Annotated in this window: 17 protein-coding genes; 8 read left to right on the plus strand and 9 right to left on the minus strand. The window is 67.7% G+C overall.

The features are described 5' to 3' along the window. The first annotated feature begins 68 nt into the window (after positions 1-68). The gene (locus ACT6UX_RS04650; protein WP_444773967.1) at positions 69-2,198 is read left to right on the plus strand and encodes a ComEC/Rec2 family competence protein; all 2,130 of its coding nucleotides are present in this window, start codon (positions 69-71) and stop codon (positions 2,196-2,198) included. Between the two features lie 2 nt (positions 2,199-2,200). Here the strand turns inward: ACT6UX_RS04650 and lexA are convergent, their stop codons facing one another. The 5 genes from lexA to trpD form a co-directional block, all read right to left on the minus strand. Beyond that, positions 2,201-2,950, minus strand: a complete 750-nt coding sequence (gene lexA / locus ACT6UX_RS04655; protein ID WP_444773968.1) for a transcriptional repressor LexA — start codon at positions 2,948-2,950, stop codon at positions 2,201-2,203. Positions 2,951-3,070: 120 nt separating this feature from the next. Continuing rightward, complete coding sequence (locus tag ACT6UX_RS04660) at positions 3,071-4,285, minus strand: molybdopterin molybdotransferase MoeA (protein ID WP_444773969.1); 1,215 nt, start codon at positions 4,283-4,285, stop codon at positions 3,071-3,073. An 8-nt stretch (positions 4,286-4,293) separates the two neighbouring features. Then, the gene (gene moaC, locus ACT6UX_RS04665; RefSeq protein ID WP_444773970.1) at positions 4,294-4,779 is read right to left on the minus strand and encodes a cyclic pyranopterin monophosphate synthase MoaC; all 486 of its coding nucleotides are present in this window, start codon (positions 4,777-4,779) and stop codon (positions 4,294-4,296) included. Further along, entirely contained in the window at positions 4,776-5,576 is an 801-nt protein-coding gene (gene trpC / locus ACT6UX_RS04670; protein WP_444773971.1) for an indole-3-glycerol phosphate synthase TrpC, read from the minus strand. Before trpC ends, moaC begins: the two co-directional genes overlap by 4 nt. After that, the gene (trpD, locus tag ACT6UX_RS04675) at positions 5,573-6,586 is read right to left on the minus strand and encodes an anthranilate phosphoribosyltransferase (protein ID WP_444774132.1); all 1,014 of its coding nucleotides are present in this window, start codon (positions 6,584-6,586) and stop codon (positions 5,573-5,575) included. Before trpD ends, trpC begins: the two co-directional genes overlap by 4 nt. A gap of 71 nt (positions 6,587-6,657) precedes the next feature. Between trpD and ACT6UX_RS04680 the strand changes: the two genes are divergently transcribed. The 4 genes from ACT6UX_RS04680 to ACT6UX_RS04695 all read left to right on the plus strand — a co-directional run bounded on the left by ACT6UX_RS04680 (position 6,658) and on the right by ACT6UX_RS04695 (position 10,260). Next, the gene (locus ACT6UX_RS04680; protein WP_444773972.1) at positions 6,658-6,858 is read left to right on the plus strand and encodes a heavy-metal-associated domain-containing protein; all 201 of its coding nucleotides are present in this window, start codon (positions 6,658-6,660) and stop codon (positions 6,856-6,858) included. Positions 6,859-6,992: 134 nt separating this feature from the next. Then, positions 6,993-7,460 carry a MarR family winged helix-turn-helix transcriptional regulator gene (locus tag ACT6UX_RS04685; RefSeq protein WP_444773973.1) on the plus strand — a complete coding sequence of 156 codons (468 nt, stop codon included), beginning with the start codon at positions 6,993-6,995 and terminating at the stop codon, positions 7,458-7,460. After that, on the plus strand, positions 7,453-8,643 hold the full coding sequence (locus tag ACT6UX_RS04690) for an HlyD family secretion protein (protein WP_444773974.1): 1,191 nt from the start codon (positions 7,453-7,455) through the stop codon (positions 8,641-8,643). The genes ACT6UX_RS04685 and ACT6UX_RS04690 overlap by 8 nt, the downstream gene beginning before the upstream one ends. An 84-nt stretch (positions 8,644-8,727) precedes the next feature. Beyond that, a complete protein-coding gene (locus ACT6UX_RS04695) occupies positions 8,728-10,260 on the plus strand; it encodes a DHA2 family efflux MFS transporter permease subunit (RefSeq protein WP_444773975.1) in 1,533 nt (510 codons plus the stop codon). Between the two features lie 9 nt (positions 10,261-10,269). Here the strand turns inward: ACT6UX_RS04695 and ACT6UX_RS04700 are convergent, their stop codons facing one another. The 4 genes from ACT6UX_RS04700 to ACT6UX_RS04715 form a co-directional block, all read right to left on the minus strand. Continuing rightward, positions 10,270-11,247, minus strand: a complete 978-nt coding sequence (locus tag ACT6UX_RS04700) for a Bug family tripartite tricarboxylate transporter substrate binding protein (protein ID WP_444773976.1) — start codon at positions 11,245-11,247, stop codon at positions 10,270-10,272. A gap of 20 nt (positions 11,248-11,267) precedes the next feature. Continuing rightward, positions 11,268-11,873: an anthranilate synthase component II gene (locus ACT6UX_RS04705; protein WP_444773977.1), complete on the minus strand. Its 606-nt coding sequence runs from the start codon at positions 11,871-11,873 to the stop codon at positions 11,268-11,270. A 347-nt stretch (positions 11,874-12,220) separates the two neighbouring features. Then, entirely contained in the window at positions 12,221-13,225 is a 1,005-nt protein-coding gene (locus ACT6UX_RS04710; RefSeq protein WP_444773978.1) for a hypothetical protein, read from the minus strand. 36 nt (positions 13,226-13,261) lie between these two features. Then, entirely contained in the window at positions 13,262-14,944 is a 1,683-nt protein-coding gene (locus ACT6UX_RS04715) for an AMP-binding protein (protein ID WP_444774133.1), read from the minus strand. An 88-nt stretch (positions 14,945-15,032) separates the two neighbouring features. Between ACT6UX_RS04715 and ACT6UX_RS04720 the strand changes: the two genes are divergently transcribed. The 3 genes from ACT6UX_RS04720 to ACT6UX_RS04730 all read left to right on the plus strand — a co-directional run bounded on the left by ACT6UX_RS04720 (position 15,033) and on the right by ACT6UX_RS04730 (position 19,783). Beyond that, a complete protein-coding gene (locus ACT6UX_RS04720) occupies positions 15,033-15,917 on the plus strand; it encodes an EamA family transporter (protein WP_444773979.1) in 885 nt (294 codons plus the stop codon). A gap of 32 nt (positions 15,918-15,949) precedes the next feature. Then, positions 15,950-18,604 (plus strand): bifunctional acetate--CoA ligase family protein/GNAT family N-acetyltransferase, encoded by a 2,655-nt coding sequence (locus tag ACT6UX_RS04725; RefSeq protein ID WP_444773980.1) that lies wholly within the window; start codon positions 15,950-15,952, stop codon positions 18,602-18,604. Between the two features lie 198 nt (positions 18,605-18,802). Beyond that, the gene (locus ACT6UX_RS04730; protein WP_444773981.1) at positions 18,803-19,783 is read left to right on the plus strand and encodes a divergent polysaccharide deacetylase family protein; all 981 of its coding nucleotides are present in this window, start codon (positions 18,803-18,805) and stop codon (positions 19,781-19,783) included. The last annotated feature ends 39 nt before the right edge of the window (positions 19,784-19,822 follow it).

Consider the following 19,822-nt stretch of genomic DNA (forward strand, 5'->3'; position numbering starts at 1 on the left):
TCGGTAAGCGCGGGTTTTGCCGCAATTTGGGCGGAAAAGCGCGCCGTAGGTAGGGGAGCGTCCAGTTAGTGTCAAACCTGCGCACCTGGATCCTCGAACAGCTGGACGCCGAGCGCGGCCGATGGATGCTGTGGCTCCCGGTGGCGCTGGGTCTGGGCATCGCGATCTACTACGAGCTGCTCGCCGAGCCGGCCTTGTGGGTGGGGCCGGCGCTCGCCGCAGGGTCCTTGCTCATCGCCGGCTTCGCGCCGTCCGGCAGCTTCGCCCGTGCGCTGGCCATCGGCGCGGTCGCCGCCTCGGCAGGCTTCGGCCTCGTCGCCTGGCGTACCGCGAGCGTCGCCGCGCCGACGCTCACCCGGCCACTGTTCAGCCTTAACGTCGAGGGCCGGGTCGCCGACATCCAGCGTCTGCCCGAGGGCGTGCGGGTCGTGCTCGAAGCCGTCCGGCTCCGCGGCAATGGCGTGCCGCCGCCCGAGATGATGCCGGCCAGGGTGCGCGTAACCCTGAATCGCGGCGCGCCGCCGCTGGTGATCGGGGACCGTCTGCTCGTGCTCGCGAACCTGTCGCCACCGGCCGGTCCGGCGGCGCCCGGTGCTTTCGATTTCCAGAGGGTCGCCTGGTATCAGCAGCTCGGTGCGGTCGGCTACGCGCTGGCGCCCGCGACCGTGATCGAGCGCGGCCGGCCCGACGGTTTCGTGCGCACGATCGACTCGCTGCGCGCCGACCTTGCCGCCCGCATCCTCCATGTGTTGCCCGGTCCTGCAGGCGGCGTGGTCGCCTCGGTACTGGTCGGCGAGCAGACCGCCGTCGACAAGGACGTGGCGCAGGCCATGCGCGACTCCGGGCTGGCGCACATCCTGTCGATCTCCGGCCTGCACATCGTCTTCGCAGTCGGCCTTGTGATGGGGCTTGTGCGCTACGGCATCGCCCTCGTTCCGCCGCTTGCCCTTCGGATCGACGCCAAGAAGGTGGCGGCCGTGCTCGCCCTGATGGCGGCGGTCTTCTACACCGCGCTGGCCGGCGCCCCTGTGCCGGCGCAGCGCGCCTGCGCCATGGCTGCTTTTGCGCTACTCGCCATCCTGCTCGATCGCACGGCGCTGTCGCTGCGGCTGGTCGCCTGGTCGGCCGTCATCGTGCTCGTCATTGCGCCGGAATCGTTGACCGGCGCGTCCTTCCAGATGTCGTTCGCCGCCGTCGTGGCGCTGATCGCGGGCTGGGAAGCGGCGGCCCCCTGGCGTCGACGCCTGCATGAGCGGGCCGAAAATTCCCGCCACCGCTGGCTGTGGCGGCTCGGCGCGGGGCTGGGCGCCAGCCTGGTCACGACCCTGATCGCCTCGATCGCGACCGGCGCCTTCGCGGCCTACCACTTCAACCGCCTGTCGCTGCTGGGAGTCGTTGCCAACCTTCTGGGCGTGCCGCTCACCGGCTTCTGGATCATGCCGTGGGGCCTGCTCGCCATGCTCCTGATGCCGTTCGGGCTCGAGGCGGTGGCTCTGGTGCCCATGGGCTGGGGCGTTGATTGGCTGAACGCCATCGCCTTCCGCGTCGCGGCGTGGCCCGAGGCCGCTATGCTGGTGCCGTCGCTACCCGGCGCCAGCCTGTGGCTGCTGACCGCCGGAGGGCTCTGGCTCTGCCTGTGGCGGCGGCGCTGGCGCTATGCGGGAATCCCGGTCGTCGTGATCGGCCTAATGCTGGGGCCGCCGCCGGCGCCCGACCTGCTGATGAGCGAGGACGGTCGCGTGCTCGGCCTGCGCGACGAACGCGGCGTGGTGCATGTCGCCTCGGCCCGCATGGATCGCTATGTGACGGATGCCTGGGCGCGTCGTCAGGGGCAGGAGGGCGCAAGGCGCTGGACGGTCAGCGCCGAGCAGCAGGCCGCCGGTCTCGGCTGCAGCACGGGCCTCTGTCGCTGGCGAAAGGGTCCGTGGCGCATCGCGCTGGTGAGCGATGAAAAACGCCTCGCTGAAGCCTGCGGCGCGGCCGACATCGTCCTGTCGACCGTCGATGCTCAAGCCCGATGTCGCGGCCCGCGTCTCATCATCGACCGGCGCGATGCCTGGAAGGACGGCGCCCACGCGCTGTGGCTCGACGATCTCAATGTCAGGCGTGAGACCGCCAACGCCCGCCGCGGCGACAGGCCCTGGGTCCCCAATAGCTCGATGCGCCAGACCGCGCCGGTCAAGGCGCCCGGTGCCTGAGGTCAGTGATAGCGGCGGTATAGGCCAGCGAGACGGCCCTGTATCTTGACCCGGTCGGGTCCGAAGATGCGGGTCTCGTAGGCGGCGTTGGCAGGCTCCAGCGCGACCGACGCGCCTTTCTTGCGCAGCCGCTTCAGAGTCGCCTCGGTATCGTCGATCAGCGCTACGACGATCTCGCCGGACTCGGCGGTGTCGGAGCTCTTGATGATGACGATGTCGCCGTTCTGGATGCCGGCCTCGACCATCGAATCGCCCTGGACCTCCAGGCAATAGTGGGCGCCGGAGCCCAGCAGCGAGACGGGGACATCCACGGTCGTCGAGTTGTCGCGCAGCGCTTCGATCGGCGTACCGGCGGCGATCCGGCCATACAGCGGGAGGCTGAGCGCCTGCGCCTCGTTGGCAGCCATGATGGCGCCGGCCAACGGGACGCGGTCGGCCCGCACGATCTGCGGCACGAAGCCCTCGCGTGCTTCGGAAAAACCGGCGCGGCGGGAATCGGCCAGAAGCGGTGTGACGTTGGGCGCCGGCAAGGCGGCGCTCTCGGGCAGCTTCACGACCTGGAGCGCGCGCGCACGATGCGGCAGGCGACGCAGGAAGCCGCGCTCCTCGAGCCCGGTTATCAGCCGATGAATGCCGGACTTCGACTTTAGCCGCAGCGCTTCCTTCATCTCGTCGAAGGAGGGCGACACGCCGTCGTCGTTGAGCCGCTTGTTGATGAACAGGAGCAGTTCGTTTTGCTTGCGGGTCAGCACCGTCTTCTCCCCGGAACGCCTACCGGATTTAGGAACAAATCCTGAAACCCGGCACATGTTCTAGTTTGGTTCTTTCCTGCGGTCAAGTTATCCCGAGGAACGAAGGGGAGAATCGTGGGATCAGTACCCGCCCGGCAGGCCCTGGAGATCGACGACCTGCACCGTCTCGCCCGTCTTGCGCGCGGGATCGTGGGGCGGGCGGATCATCAGCCCGTCGCAGGCGGCCAGAACCGACAGCATCGAACTGTCCTGCACCGGGTGGGGATCGACGGTGAGGGCGCCGTCGGCGCTGCGGCTGAGGCGGGAGCGGACATAGTCCTCGCGCTGGTCGTTCTGTTTCACGTCGACGGCGAGGCGGGCGGGCTGGGTGCGTACCAGGTCGCCCGGCTGGCCGAGCATCCGCTCGAGGGCGGGCTTCAGGAACAGCAGCGCGCAGACCATGGTCGAGACCGGATTGCCCGGCAGGCCGAGCACGCGGGCGCGGTCGCGCGCGGCGAACATCAGCGGCTTGCCGGGGCGCATGGCGATCTTCCAGAAATCCATGTCGAAGCCCTGCGCCTTCAGCGCCGCCCGGACGAGATCGTGGTCGCCGACCGAGGCGCCGCCCAGCGTGATCAGCAGGTCGTGCTGCGCGCCGGCTTCGATGCAGCTCTCGATCAGCTTGGCATCGTCGCGCGCGATGTCGAACAGCGTGGGCTCGCCGCCCCAGCCTCGCACCAGCGCCGCCACGGCGATGCCTGAGGAGGAGACGATCTGGTTGCGTCCCACCGGCTCGCCCGGCATCACGAGCTCGTCGCCGGTCGAGAGGATGGCGACCCGGGGCTTGCGACGGACCGAGAGCCACGGATGGTTCATCGCCGCCGCCAGGGCGAGATCGCGCGTCGTCAGGGTGCGGCCTGCCTGCAGCGGTGTATCGCCGACCGAGAAGTCCAACCCAGCCCTGCGCACGTGGCGGCCGAGGCGCGGCGCCTCGAGGATGGTGATTTTCGCGCCGTCGGCTTGGGTGTCTTCCTGGATCACGATCGAGTCGGCGCCCATCGGTAGCGGGCCGCCGGTGAAGATGCGCACGGCTTCTCCCGGCTGCAGCGCCTGGTCGTAGGAGCCGCCGGCTGGTGCCTGGCCGACGAGCGTGAGCGTCGTCGGTGCGGCGGGCACGTCGGCCGCGCGCACGGCATAGCCGTCCATCGCCGAGAGATCCGCCGGCGGCTGTGTCAGCCGCGCCTTCGGCGACACCGCGAGCACGCGGCCCGCCGCGTCGGCGACGGAAACGGTTTCCGACGGCAGTGGAGAGAAGGCCGCGATCACGCGGGCATGGGCATCACGAACGGAAAGCATGCCAGGCTTCATCGAGCGTCCCACGTCCCCGACTTGCCGCCGGACTTGTGAATGAGCTTCACCTCGGAGATCACCATGCCGCGATCGACCGCCTTGCACATGTCGTAGACGGTGAGCGCGGCGACGGAGGCGGCGGTCAGCGCTTCCATCTCGACGCCGGTGCGGCCCTTGAGCTTGCAGGTCGCCTCGATGTCGACCGCCTTGCGTTTCGGGTCGAGCGACAGCTTCACGTCGACCGACGACAGCGCCAGCGGATGGCAGAGCGGGATCAGGTCCGGCGTCTTCTTCGCCGCCATGATGCCGGCGAGCTGCGCCACCGCGAGCACGTCGCCCTTCTTGGCCTTCTTGTCGCGGATCAGCTTCAGGGTCGCGGCCTGCATCGTAACGCAGGCCCGGGCCACGGCGACGCGCTCGGTGATCTCCTTGTCGCCGACATCGACCATGCGGGCATTGCCGCCTTCATCGAAATGGGTGAGCGCCGCCTTCCGCTTCATGCCGCCTCGCGCACCAGCATCTCGCGCACCGCCGCCTCGACGTCGGGCTTGCGCATGAAGCTCTCGCCGATCAGGAACGCCGAGGCGCCGACCTTCGCCATACGCGCGAGATCGGCGGGAGAACCCAGGCCGCTCTCGGCCACCAGCACGCGGTCCTTCGGCACCAGCGGCGCCAGCTTCTCGGTCGTGGCGAGATCGACGGCGAGCGTCTTGAGGTTGCGGTTGTTGACGCCGATCAGGTCGGCATCGACGTGGAGCGCGCGTTCGAGCTCGGGGGCGTCATGCACCTCGACCAGAACGTCCATGCCCCATTTATGCGCGAGCTTCGCCAGCTCGGCAGCCATCGCGTCGTCGAGGCAGGCCATGATCAGCAGGATGCAGTCGGCGCCCAGCGCACGCGCTTCCGGCACCTGATAGGGATCGATCATGAAATCCTTGCGCAGGACCGGCAGCTTCACCGCGGTACGCGCCTGGGTCAGGAATTCGTCCTTGCCCTGGAAGTAGGGCTGGTCGGTCAGGATCGACAGGCAGGTGGCGCCGCCACGCTCATACGACCGGGCGAGGGAAGGCGGGTCGAAATCCTCGCGGATCAGGCCCTTGCTGGGCGAGGCCTTCTTGATCTCGGCGATCAGCCCGTAGCGACCGTCGGCGATCGTGGCCTTGAGTGCCTTGGCGAAGCCGCGCGGCGAATCGGTGTCGCGGGCCAGGTTCTCGACGACCCTGAGCGAGCGTTGCGACATGCGCCCGGCCACATGGCGCTTCTTGTCGGCAACGATCCTGTCGAGCGTGTCGCTCATGCGCAAATCCTCTTCAATGTCGCCAGCGCGTCCTTGGCCTTGCCGCTGTCGATCGACTGGGCGGCCATTGCGGCGCCTTCCTTCAGGTCCCTGGCCTTGCCCGCGACCATGAGCGCGGCGGCGCTGTTCAGCAGGACGATGTCGCGGAAGGCATTCTTTTCGCCGCCCAGCAGGGTATGGATCGCCTCGGCATTGTGCGCCGCATCGCCGCCCTTGAGCTCGTCGAGCGTGGCGCGCTTCACGCCGATCTCCTCCGGCGCAATCTCGATCTCGGTCACCTTGCCGTTCTCGAGCGAGGCGGCCCAGCTCGCCGTGGTCGTGGTGAGTTCGTCCATGCCGTCCTGGCCGTGCACGACGAGCGCCCGCTCCAGGCCGAGCTGGCCCAGCGCCTGCGCCACCGGCTTCAGCCAGCGGCGGTCGAACACGCCCACGAGCTGGCGTTTCACCAGGGCGGGATTCGACATCGGACCGAGCAGGTTGAAAATGGTGCGCGTGGGCGCCAGCTCGACCCGGGGGCCCGCCACGTTGCGCATGGCGCTATGGTGGCGCGGCGCCATCAGGAAGCAGACCTTCGCCTCGACCAGTGCCTGCTCGAGTTTGTCGATCGGCACTTCGAGGCCGATGCCCAGCGCCGACAGGACGTCGGCCGCGCCGGACTTGGAGGTGAAGGCCCGGTTGCCGTGCTTGGCCACGGGAACGCCGGCGCCCGCCACGACGAAGGCCGAGCAGGAGGAGACGTTGTAGGTGCCGTGATGGTCGCCGCCGGTGCCCACGATGTCGATCGTGCCCGCGGGCGCCTTCACGCGGAGGACCTTGGCCCGGAGCGCCCGTGAGCCGCCGGCCAGTTCGTCGGCCGTCTCGCCGCGGACCTTCAGGCCCATCAGGAAGGCGCCCATCTGGGCCGGCGTCGCGTCGCCCGACGTCATGATGTCGAAGGCGCGCTCCGCCTCGTCGATGCCCAGGGTCTCGCCGTTGCCCACCTTGGCCAGAAGGCCACGAAAATCGTCGATGTCGCCGCTCACCCAGAACCCCGCGCTTTTGCCTCTTGCCGGCTCGACCGGCCGGCGCGAAGCTATATCACATGGCTCAAGAACTCATCCTCAAGGTCACCGGCATGGATTGCGACGGCTGCGTCAAGGCCGTCACCCGTGCCGCCACTGGCGCAGGAACCGCGCCTCTCTCCGTCGATCTCAAGAGCGGGGAGATGCGTCTTCCCGAGGGCGCCGACGTCGCCGCGATCGCCAAGGCGGTCCAGCGTGCAGGATTCGGCGTCGCGCCGTAGGCAGCCGATCACATGAGGAATCGGCCATAAATGGCTGATCCTTAATATCATTTTTCAATTACGAGTCTAATGGTTCAATGGCCTTGTCAAATTAGTAAGTAAGCTTATCTTAAGGAAACTTAAGAGATAGGCTCATGGAACTTCCCGAACGAAATCTTGGTTTCCTGCTGCACGACGTGGCGCGCCTGATGCGGAAACGTTTCGAGCAGAATGCGCGGGGTCTCGGCCTCACGCGCTCGCAATGTCAGGTCCTGGCGCATCTCGCCCGCAACGAGGGCATCCAGCAGAGCGCTCTGGCGGACATCCTCGAAGTCGAGCCGATCACGCTGACCCGGCTGCTCGACCGGCTGGAGGAGGCGGGCCTCGTGGAGCGGCGGCCGCATCCGACCGACCGGCGCATCCGCCAGCTCTATCTGACAGAGAAGGCCCACCCGCTGCTGGCCGACATTTTCACGATCGGAGCTGCGACCCGGGGCGAGGCGTTGGAGGGGGTGGCGGAGGAGGAGCGCGAGCGGCTGTTCACCGTGCTGAGCCGCATGAAGACGAATTTGCTGGCCAAGGCGACCGTGCCGGCCGGCGTGAGGAGCGCGAGCAATGGCTAACAGGATTTCATTTCGTCGAAACGGTCTCGCCGACGAGGTCGCGGCACCCGCGCCGGTCGCCAACGATGCCGACGAGGTCGCGGCGGAGAAACTTTTGCAGCGTTTCGACGCTGCAGCAAAGCCAACGGAACAGTCCAGGGCGGCACGAAAGCCAGGCAGGCTGCGCCGCATCCTCCTCGTGCTGGGCCCGGCCGTCGTCCTGGCTGGGAGCCTGTTCGCCTACATGGCGGGTGGCCGCTACGTCTCGACCGACAATGCCTATGTTCACGCAGACAAGCTCACCGTGGCGACCGACGTGTCCGGCATCGTCGCCAACGTCGCCGTGCATGAGAGCCAGAAAGTCGAGAAGGGCCAGGTCCTTTTCACGCTCGATCAGGAGCCGTTCAAAATCGCGCTGGCCGGCGCCGAGGCCAATCGCGGCACCGTGCGCAACCAGATCGTGACCCAGCAGGCGACCTATCGCCAGAAACTCGCCCAGATCGAGCAGGCCAAGACCGATATCGGCTTCTTCGAGACCGCCGCGCAGCGCCAGCAGGACCTGCTGAAGCGCGGCGTCTCGGCCCAGGCGACCTACGACCAGGCCAAGCGCGATCTCGACACGGCGCGCGAGCGCCTGCTGGTGGCGCAGAGCGACGCCGATGCGACCCTGGCCCAGCTTGGCGGACGTGCCGATGCGCCGATCGAGCAGAACGCCAACTATCTCGCGGCCCAGGCGCAGGTCGACAAAGCGCGCCGCGACCTCAAGCACACAACCGTCGTGGCGCCGATGCCCGGCATCGTCACCAATGTCGACGCCCTTTTGCCCGGCGAATACCTGCCGGCGGCACAGCCGGCCTTCAGCCTCGTCTCGACGGCCGATGTCTGGGTCGAGGCCAATCCGAAGGAGTCCGACCTCGCGAACCTGAAGCCGGGCGACAAGGCGACGGTCTCGATCGACGCCTATCCGGGCCGCGAGTGGCAGGCGACCGTCACCAGCTTGGCGCCGGCGACGGGCGCGGAATTCTCCGTGCTGCCGGCCCAGAACGCGACCGGTAACTGGGTGAAGGTCGTGCAGCGCGTGCCGATCCGCCTCAATGTCAAGACGCCGGAGGGCGCGCCGCCGCTACGCACCGGCATGAGCGCCTATGTCGAGATCGATACCGGCCATCATCGCCAGCTCAGCGACCTGTTCAGCGGATTCTGATCCGCTGGGGCGCGCCACTCCAGTGGCGCGATCTTGTCTTGAACCAGGAGAATGACGCGCCACTGGAGTGGCACGCCCTCAGCCATGACTAACGCCACCTCCAAGCCCCTCCCTCAGCACATCGTGCCGCTGACGCTCTGCGTCATGCTGGCGACGATCATGCAGGCGCTGGACACGACCATCGCCAACGTGGCGCTGCCTTACATGCAGGGGTCGCTGTCGGCGACGACCGACCAGATCAACTGGGTGCTGACCTCCTACATCGTGGCGGCGGCCATCGCGACGCCGGTGACCGGCTTCCTCGAAGCGCGGCTCGGCCGCAAGCGGCTGTTCCAGATCGCCGTCGCAGGCTTCACCGGCGCCTCGGTGCTCTGCGGCATCGCCACGTCGCTGCCGGAGATGGTCCTGTTCCGCCTGCTGCAGGGCCTGTTCGGCGCTTCCCTGGTGCCGCTGTCGCAGGCAGTGCTGCTCGACTCCTACCCGAAGGAAAAGCACGGCTCGGCGATGGCGCTGTGGGGCATGGGCGTCATGGTGGGCCCGATCCTCGGGCCGACCCTGGGCGGCTGGCTGACCGAAGCCTACAACTGGCGCTGGGTGTTCTACATCAACGTACCGATCGGCATCGTCACCTTCCTCGGCCTCTCGGCGTATCTGGAGGAGACGAAGACCCGCCGCGATTCGTTCGACTGGTTCGGCTTCCTGATGCTCAGCATCGCCATCGGCTCGTTCCAGATGATGCTCGACCGCGGTGAACAGATCGACTGGTTCTCCTCGACCGAGATCGTGGTCGAAGCCGTGCTGGCCGCGCTCGCCTTCTATCTGTTCCTCGTCCAGACGTTCACGGTGAAGCAGCCCTTCATCGATCCCAGCATCTTCAAGGACCGCAACTTCTCGGTCGGGCTCTGCTTCATCTTCGTGGTCGGCATCATTCTGCTGGCCTCGCTGGCATTGATCACGCCCTACCTGCAGAACCTGATGGGCTATCCCGTGGTCACGGCCGGCCTGATCCTGGCGCCGCGCGGCGTCGGCACCATGCTGGCCATGATGATCGTGGGCCGCATCATCAACCGGGTCGATCCGCGCCTGCTGTTGGCCGCCGGCCTGCTGATCACGGCGACGGTGTTGTGGGAAATGACGGGTTTCACGCCCAATGTCTCGGAGTGGACGCTGGTCCGCACCGGCGTACTGCAGGGCATGGGGCTCGGATTCATGTTCGTGCCGCTCTCGACCATCACCTTCGCCACCCTGCCGGGACATCTGCGCACCCAGGGCACGGCGCTCTACAGCCTGATGCGCAACATCGGCTCGAGCATCGGCATCTCGATGGTGATCTTCCTGCTGACGCGCAACACGCAGCTCGTCCATGCCGAGCTGGCGGGGCAGGTGACGCCGTTCAACGACGCGCTCGCCCTGAGCGGCCCGGCACAGTTCTGGAACATGGCGACCACCGTCGGCCGCGCGGCGCTCAACGCCGAGGTCACCAAACAGGCTGCCGTCATAGCCTATGCCAACGACTTCAAGCTCATGATGCTGGTGGCCCTGCTGGCGCTGCCGCTGGTCCTGCTGCTGCGCAAGGCGAAGGGGCAGGGCGGCGCGGGCCACGCAGTCCTGGAGTAGCGCTGAGCGTTACTCGATCTTCACGCCCGCATCCTGGATGATCTTGCGCCACTTGGTGTTCTCGATGGCGATATAGGCCTCGAACTCCTGTCGCGATTCCTTGGCCGGGACGAAGGACAGGCTCTTCATCTTCTCCAGCACGGCGGGATCCTTGAGAATGCGCATGACCTCGGCGCTGATCTTGTCGAGGATCGGCTCGGGTGTCTTCGCGGGCGCGGAGAGGCCAATCCAGCCGACGGCGACGACGCCGTAGAGCCCCTGTTCCGCGACGGTCGGCACATCGGGCAGGAACGGCGAGCGGCGCTCGTCGGCGATGCCGATTGCCTTCACCTTGCCGGACCGCACCGGGCCGACGGCGCCGGGAACGGCGTCTGACAGGAGCTGGATATCGCCGCTCTGCAGCGCGAGCTGGGCGTCGGCATTGCCCTTGAACGGCACATGCGTGAGCTTGATGCCGGCCGCGTTCTTCAGCATCTCGACCGCTAGGTGGCTGGCCGAGCCGTTGCCTGAGGAGCCGTAGTTGAGATCGGCGCCGGCCTTGGCCTTGGCGATGAGATCGGAGACCGAGTCGATGCCGCTCTTCAGGCTGGTCATCAGCACCTGCGGCGTCAGGCCGATATTGGCGATCGGCGCGAAATCCTTCTGCGGATCGTAGGGCAGCTTCGGATAGAGTGCCGGGCCGATCCCGTGCGTGGAGATCGTCACCATCAGCAGGGTGTAACCGTCGGGCGCCGCCTTGGCGGCGACATCGGCCCCGATCTGCCCGCCAGCGCCGGGCCGGTTCTCGGCGATCACCTGCTGGCCGAGCGCCTTGGTCAGCTGCTCCGCCATCATGCGCGCCAGAATGTCGGTCGCCTGTCCGGCGGGGAACGGCACGATGATGCGGATCGGCTTGGCCGGCCACGCCTGCGCGAAAGTCGTGGATGTTGCGAGGGGAGACGCGGCGGTCGCCGCCAGCGAGAGGACAAGCGTGCGGCGATCGATCATGGCGTTTCCTTTTGGGCGGCTCAGGCCGCCTTTTTCTTGTTCTGCTGGCTGGGATGATCCCCGGCGATTTTGAGGAAGTTCTCGAGGATCTTGTGGCCGTGTTCTGAGGCGATACTCTCGGGGTGGAACTGCACGCCGTGGATCGGCAGGGTCCTGTGGCGCAGGCCCATGATGATGTCGCCGGTCTCGGCGGTGACCTCGAGGTCCTTCGGAAAATCCTTCCGGTCGACGATCAGCGAGTGATAGCGCGTCGCCTGGAAGGGCGAGGGCACGTCCTCGAAGACGCTCTGGTTCTTGTGGACGACGCCCGAGAGCTTGCCGTGCATCGGCTCGGGTGCGCGCACGACGTGGCCGCCGAACACCTGGCCGATCGCCTGGTGGCCAAGGCAGACGCCGAACAGCGGCACCTGTTCCTTGGCCGCGGCGCGGATCAGGTCCATGCAGATGCCGGCCTCGTTGGGCGTGCAGGGCCCGGGCGAGAGCACGATGCCGGCCGGCTTCAGCGCCAGCGCCTCGTCGACCGTGATCTGGTCGTTGCGATGCACGACGCAACGCGCGCCGAGATCGCCCAGGAAGTGGACGAGGTTGTAGGTGAAGCTGTCGTAATTATCGATCAGAAGGAGCATGGGCTGCAGTTTATCCGGTCCGCGCCGTCTCTCATAGGATTTCTCCTCATGGCCCCCTCAGCCCGCGAAGCGGGGGAGAGGGACGGGACCCGCGTAGCGGGGAGGGTGAGGTGGTTCTTCGAAGCGACTGCAATACCGTGCCTGTTGAGACACCACCTCACACCCCATCGCATCCGCGATGGGTCCCCTTCCTCTCCCCCGCTGGCGCGGCGGAGAGGACATTCTCGGGTGATTCCCTCATTGGACGCGCTTGCAGGAGGCCAATCTGCCGCGCAGATGCTGGAAGATGGAAAGCGCTGTGGCGTGATCGGCCTTGCCGTCGGCAGCGCCGAACCGCCGACGACCTTTCACTGCGCGTTGGTCGGCGATCCCTCGTCAAATCTCTGGGTGCCCTTGTTCCAGACCAGCGGAACCTGACACGTCTTCGTCGCCGCGGGCGGGACGGCGGCGGAGCCGCGGCATTGGTCGCCACGGCTTCCCAGCCATACCGTGCTGCCACGGATCTCCACCCCGAGGGCGTAGCGCGCAAAAACCTTGCGGGCGTGGCCGTTCGGCAGCCCGACGAAGATCTCGACCATGGAGCCTCCACCGCCGCCACCGGTCAATCCCGCGCAGGTGATGCCGCCGGTATTGATCAGCCAGTCGTCGATGCCGCTCCCCGTCAGCCCGATGCGGGTGACGTAGTCGCCGACGGGCGGCGGCGTCTTGTTCATCACCTGGCAATTGCTCTGCAGGTTGGAGACTTCCTGCGCGACCTCGGGCGGCATACCGCCCGGTGTGGGCGTTGCCACGGGAGCCGCAGACACAGCCGGCGGCTGCGCCGCGGCTTGGGACGACGGGGCCGGCGAGGCGGGCGGCGGCGCAGCGCTCGCGGCATAGCCCTGCTGGCACGAGGCGGCCGCATTGATCGCCGCCGCGCTGCCGTCGAGAGCGAAGGTCGTATACACGGCGCCGAGTTGAAGGGTGAGCATGTCTCCCTGGCGCAGGGCGTCGACCAGCGAGGTGTCCGGGAGCGGCGTCGACAACGTCGTGGGGCTCGCCGTGCGGAGCACGAGCGGATAGGGCACGCGATCGATGAACAGCGTGACCGTGACGTCCTGCCCGACGGCGAATTGCCAGCTGGCATTGGTAAAGCCGATTTGCCAGCCGCCCGACGCGGACTGGCCGATATGCACCAGGGCGCCGCCTCCGTCGCGGGTCGCGTCGCAATAGGCGAACTTGCCGCTGGCGTCGTTGTCGGCCTGCACGATCCAGCTCCCCAATAACTGAACCGATCCGGGAATGGGCGCGGCGTCCGCCGCCCATCCGATCAGTGCCAATAACGCGGCACCCAGCCCGATCCGTCGCAACATCCTGGTCCCTCTCGCCGTAGCCTCGCCCCCCCAATCCTACTTCGCCAGCTCCGGGAAATCCTCTTCCCGGAATTCGCCGGGGCCGCGCTGGTTTTCGGCTGCGCGCTTCTCCTCGTCGCGACGCAGCTCGACCCGGCGGATCTTGCCGGAGATGGTCTTGGGCAGCTCGGCGAACTCCAGGCGCCGCACCCGCTTGAACGGGGCGAGGCGGCCGCGCAGGTGCTGGAAGATGGAGAGCGCGGTGGCGCGGTCGGGTTTGCCGCTGGCCGTCAGCGTTATGTAGGCCTTCGGGACGGCAAGGCGCATCGCGTCGGGCGCCGGCACCACGGCAGCCTCGGCGACGGCCGGGTGTTCGATCAGCACGCTTTCGAGCTCGAACGGGCTGATCCGGTAGTCCGATGCCTTGAACACGTCGTCGGCGCGGCCGACGTAGGTGAGATAGCCGTCGGCATCGCGCGAGGCGACGTCGCCGGTGCGATAGACCGCGCCCGTGAGGGGGGCGATCGAGCCGTCATCCTGCTGGTAACCCTGCATCAGGGCGGCCGGCCGGGCCGAGAGGTCGATGCAGATTTCGCCTTCCTCTGCATCCTTGTCGTCGGCATCGAGCAGGCGGATCTTGTAGCCGGGCAGGGGACGCCCCATCGAGCCGGGCTTGATCGGCTCGCCGGGCGGGTTACCGACCTGCGTCGTGGTTTCGGTCTGGCCGTAGAAGTCGCGGATGGTGAGACCCCAGGCCTTTTCGACCTGCTCGATCACCTCCGGGTTCAGCGGCTCGCCGGCCGCCAGCACCTCGCGCAGCGACGTCTTGCACGACTTCAGGTCTTCCTGGATCAGCATGCGCCACACGGTCGGCGGGGCGCAGAGCGTGGTCACCTTGTTGGCGACGATCGCGTCCAGCAGATAGCGCGCGTTGAAGCGCGGCTGGTTGGCGATGAAGATCGTGGCGCCGGCGATCCACGGTGCGAAGAAGCAGCTCCAGGCATGCTTGGCCCAGCCCGGCGAGGAGATGTTGAGATGAACGTCGCCCGGCCGCAGCCCCAGCACGAAGATGGTGGTGAGATGGCCCACCGGATAGCTGCGATGGGAATGCAGGACCAGCTTGGGTTTCGCCGTCGTGCCCGAGGTGAAATAGAGCAGCATCGGATCGTCGGCTCGGGTCGGTCCGTCCGGCGTGAACTCGGCCGGATGGTCGAGCAGACCCGCATAGGCGTGCCAGCCGGTCGGGGCGTCGCCGACCGCGATGCGCGTGAGCGAGGAATCGAAGCCATCGAACTTCGCGGTCTCGCCGGCGGCAGCCACGACATGGCGCGCCCGGCCGCGCTCGAAGCGGTCGGCGAGATCGACCGGCGTGAGCAGGGTCGTCGCCGGGATGACCACGGCGCCGAGCTTCATCGCCGCCAGCATCACTTCCCAAAGGGGCGCGACATTGCCCAGCATCAGCAGCATACGGTCGCCGCGCTTCACGCCGAGCGCGCGCAATCCGTTGGCGACGCGGTTGGAGCGTTCCGACAGTTCGGCGAAGGTCAGGCTCGCCGCACCGTCACCGACGATCTTCAGCGCGGGCTGATTGGCCGCCGACCCGCGTGCCAGCTCGGCATCGAACCAGTCGAGCGCCCAGTTGAATTGTTCCATCTTGGGCCAGTGGAAATCGCGATAGGCCGTCGCGTAGTCGCCGCGATGGGCCAGCAGGAATTCACGCGCCGCCTTGTACGCCTCGATCGTCATCGCATGCCTCGTCTTCGTTTCCGCCCTTTCTCGATCTTGGGCACGGGCGTAGGTTGAGGGCAACAAGAAGAAAGTAGCCCCCTTGGTCGTCGAGCCCCTGATCGTCGCGCTGCTGCTGGCAGCAGCGCTGATGCACGCCACCTGGAACGCCATCCTGAAGGCGGACCAGTCCGATCGGCTCGCGACCTTCGGCCTGATCATGACGACGGGCACGGTCATGGGGCTCTGCATCGTGCCGTTCGTGCCGATGATCGAACCGGGCGCCTGGAAGTTCCTCATTCTCTCGGTCGCGATCCACGTCGCCTACTATTTCTTCCTGCTGAAGGCCTATTCCTACGGCGATCTCAGCCACACCTATCCGATCGCGCGCGGCCTCGGGCCACTGCTGGTGGCGCTGGTGTCGGGCCGGGTGATCGGCGAGCATCTCCGGACACAGGACATCATCGGCGTGTTCCTGCTGAGCTTCGGCCTCGTGGCGCTCGCTCTCCCGCTGAAGAACATCGTGCCGAAACCGGGCAGCCGTCATGGGCTGGCGACGCTGTTCGCGGTCCTCACCGGGATCACCATTGCGGGCTACATCATCTCCGACGGCATGGGCGTGCGCGCCGCGGGCGAGACGCTCGAGCACCGTATTTCCTACATCGGCTGGCTCGCCGTACTCGAGGGCCCGTGGCTGCTCGTGCTCGCCTTCTGGAAGCGACCGGCGACCGTCTGGTCACACATGAAGAAGACCTGGTATCGCGGGGTCGGTGGGGGCGTCATTGCCAATGTCGGCTACGGCATTGCGATCTACGCGCTGGCGCTGGGCCCGATGGCCCATATCGCCGCGTTGCGCGAGACGTCGGTGCTGTTCGGAGCGCTGATCGGCACGCTCATCCTGGGTGAGCCGTTCGGGGGTCGCCGGGTGGCTGCGGCGTTCGTGATCGTTTCAGGGCTTGTGCTGATGAACGGTCCGGCGCTCTTCTAGGGGGTATGTCGACCCGCAATCTCGATAGACTCATGTCCCCGCGCTCGGTCGTCATGATCGGCGCCACCGAACGCCCCGGCTCCGTGGGCGCGGCGGTCACGCGCAATGTCCTGGCCGGCGGCTTCCAAGGCCAGATCCACCTCGTCAACCGCAAGGGCGGCACGATCGCCGGCCGCACCGCCTTCCGCAAGGTATCGGACCTGCCGGAGCCGGCGGATCTTGCCGTGATCATGACTCCGGCCGCGACCATCCCCGGCCTGATCGTGGCGCTGGGCGAGGCGGGGACGCGCGCCGCCGTGGTGATCAGCGCCGGCCCCGGCAACGGTCCGGATGCGGCGTCGGTCAATGCGCAGTGGCGGCAGCGGCTGCTGCGCGCGGCTCAGCCCTACCTGCTGCGCATCATCGGACCGAACTGCATCGGCTACGCCGCACCGCGCCTCGGCCTCAACGCCAGCTTCGGTCCGACACGGTTCAAGGCCGGCCGCATCGCCGCGGTCGCCCAGTCGGGCGCCGTGCTGGCGGGCCTGGCCGACTGGGGCGTGGCCCAGGGAATCGGATTCTCGCACCTGATCTCGATGGGCGACATGGCCGACGTCGATTTCGGCGACGTGCTCGACATGCTGGCGCGCGATTCCGATACGCGCGCGGTGCTGATGTATGTCGAAGGCATCACCCAGGCGCGCAAGTTCATGTCGGCGGCGCGCGGCGTGGCGCGCATCAAGCCGGTGATCGTCCTCAAGGGCGGCCGTCATGCCGCGGCCGCCCAGGCGACCGCCTCGCATACGGGCTCGATGGCGGGATCGGCGGCGGTCTACGACGCCGCTTTCGCGCGCGCGGGCCTCGTGCGCGTCCTGGGCCTCGGCGAGTTGTTCGATGCGGCCGAGACGCTCGGCCACAGCATCGCCCCACGCACCGAGCGGCTGGCCATCCTGACCAATGGCGGCGGCGTCGGGATCATCGCCACCGACCTGCTGATCGACGAAGGCGGCGAGCTCGCGACGCTGCCGCCGGCCACGATCGCGCGGCTCGACAAGCAGATGTCGCTGAGATGGTCGCGCGCCAACCCGGTCGACATCGTGGGCGATGCCGACGGGCCACGCTATGCCGCCGCCCTGGACGGGCTGGCCGACGATCGCGGCGTCGGCGCGGTGCTCGCCATGAACGTGCCGACGTCGCTCACCTCTTCGGTCGAGGCAGCCCGCGCCATCACGGGCGCCGCCGGGCGCAAGGTCGTGCCGGTGATCGGCTGCTGGATCGGCGGGCGCGAGGCGCAGGCCGGTCGCGACGTCCTGCACGACGCGGGCATTCCCGCCTACGACACGCCGCTGCGTGCCGTCCGCGGCTTCATGCACATCGTCGAGTATCGCCGCGGCCAGCGCGCGCTTCAGCGCACGCCACCCTCGGTGCCGGAGCTGCGGTCCGACACCGCGCTCGTGCGCTTGATCGTGCAGGGGGCGCTCGCCGAGAAGCGCAAGGTGCTCACCGAGCCGGAGGCCAAGAGGGTGCTGGCGGCCTATGGCATTCCCGTCGTGCCCACCGAGATCGCGCGCGACGCCGCCGAGGCCGCTGCCATCGCGGTGCGCATCGGGTTTCCCGTCGCGGTGAAGCTGCTGTCGCGCGACATCACCCACAAGAGCGACGTCGGCGGGGTTTCGCTCGACCTGGTCTCCGAACAGGCGGTGCTCGATGCCGTCCGCGAAATGACGGGCAAGGTCCTGGTGCTGGCCAACAAGGCCAGGATCGACGGCTTCGTCGTGCAGCCCATGATCCGGCGCCCGCATGCCGTCGAGCTTATCCTCGGCGCCGCCGAAGATCCGGTGTTCGGGCCGATCCTGCTGGTCGGCCATGGCGGCGTGGCCGCCGAGGTGATCGACGACAAGGCGCTGGCCTTGCCACCGCTCGATCCCGTGCTGGCTGAGGATGCGCTGAGCCGGACCCGCGTCGATCGCCTGCTGCGCGGCTTTCGCGACCGCGCCCCGGCCGACCGCGAGGCGGTGAGCGCGGCGATGGTGCGCCTGTCTCAGCTCATTGCCGATGTCGGCGAGATCGCCGAGCTCGACATCAATCCGCTGCTGGCCGACGCCGACGGCGTTATCGCGCTCGATGCACGCATCGTGGTGAACCATCCGAAGAAAGGGCAGGAGCGGGCGGCCCGCTTTGCCATCCGCCCCTATCCGGTGGAACTCGAGGCCGAGATCGAGCACGGCGAAGAGAAGCTGCGCATCCGTCCGATCCGGCCCGACGACGAACCCACGCTGCAGGCCTTCACACGCCGGCTGACGCCCGAGGATGTGCGCATGCGTTTCTTCGGCCCCATGCGCGAACTTAGCCATGAACTCGCGGCGAGGCTGACCCAGATCGACTACGACCGCGAGATGGCGTTCGTGTTGCTCGATGGCGACGAGATGGTCGGCGTCGGAAGACTGGTCGCCGATCCGGATTTCCAGCAGGCCGAGTTCGCGCTCACGGTCGCGTCCGATCGCCAGGGCCGCGGCTATGGCGAGCTGCTGCTTCGGCACGTGCTGCACTACGGCAAGTCGCGCGGTGTGAAGCGCGTGGTCGGTCATGTGCTGCGCGAGAATCGCAAGATGCTGGACCTCGCCAAGCAGGTCGGCTTCCGCCGCGAGAGCGGCCGTTCGGGGGAGCCGGACATCCGGGTGATGAAGTCCCTGGGCAGCCTGGATTGAGGCCAAATAGTGGCCGGCGCCAAGAGGTTAGGGCATAACGCTCAGATGGCGTCGAGGAAGAACAGAAGCGGGAAGACGAACAGAAGGAGTCCGAAGCGGCCGCCCGGCCTCGCGGATCGCCTTCGTGCCCGTTTCAGCTGGGTTTCTGCATGGATCTCAGCCCATCGCTGGCACTCGATCGTCATCGCCATCGTCCTGATGTTCGTCGGCAGTGTGTTCGGCGGTTACTGGATCGCGGAACGCCTCGACCTGCGTGGCGGCGATCGCGGGGCGCGCGACACGCTCGACGACATGAAGCGCAGCGCCGCGGCGACCGGGCCAGCGGTGGCGCCGAGATATTCGCGCATCGAGGAACTGCCGGACTTCCCGAAATACACCGAGGCCGAACCTGGCAAGCCGACTCCAAACGTGGAAGAAAAGCCGCCGGTGAAGAAGGTCGCTGCCGCCTTCCAGGCGGAACAGACCTGGCGTCGAAACGCGGTGCCGTTCCGTGACCTGAGGAGCAAGCCGCTGGTCGCCATCGTCATCGACGATGTCGGCCTCGACCGCGCGCGTTCCCGGCGCGCGTGGGAACTGCCGGGGCCGATGACCATGTCGTTCCTGCCTTACGCGAAGGACCTGCCCGAGCAGGCGCGCGCCGCGCGGGCGCGAGGACATGAGCTGATGCTGCACATGCCGATGGAGCCCAACGGGCGCAACGATCCCGGGCCGGGGGCGCTGATGGTGTCGATGCCCGACGTCGAGGTGCGCCAGAAGCTGCTGATCGCGCTCGAGAGTTTTGGCGGCTATGTCGGCATCAACAATCACATGGGCAGCCGCTTCACGGCCAACCGTTCCGACATGGAGGTGGTGATGCGCCAGCTCAAGCCGCGCGGGTTGATGTTCCTCGATTCGCGGACCAGCCCGCAGTCGGTGGGCGACCAGACGGCGCAGGAGATGGGCGTGCCGTCGATCGTGCGCCACGTCTTTCTCGACGACGAGGACACGGTCGAGGCGGTGCGGCGCAAGCTCGCCGAGACGGAGGCGGTGGCGCGTCGCCAGGGCTTCGTCGTGGCGATCGGTCATCCGCACGAGTCGACCCTGCAGGCGCTCGCCGAGTGGTTGCCGACGGTGCAGGGCAAGGGACTCGCGCTGGCGCCTTCGACGGCGATATTGCGCAAGCGCAACGGTTGGGATTGAGTCGCGCCAACGAGAAGTTGGAGGAAGCGACGTGCGATA

The organism is Reyranella sp. (genome assembly GCF_052439685.1).
Lineage (GTDB): Bacteria > Pseudomonadota > Alphaproteobacteria > Reyranellales > Reyranellaceae > Reyranella.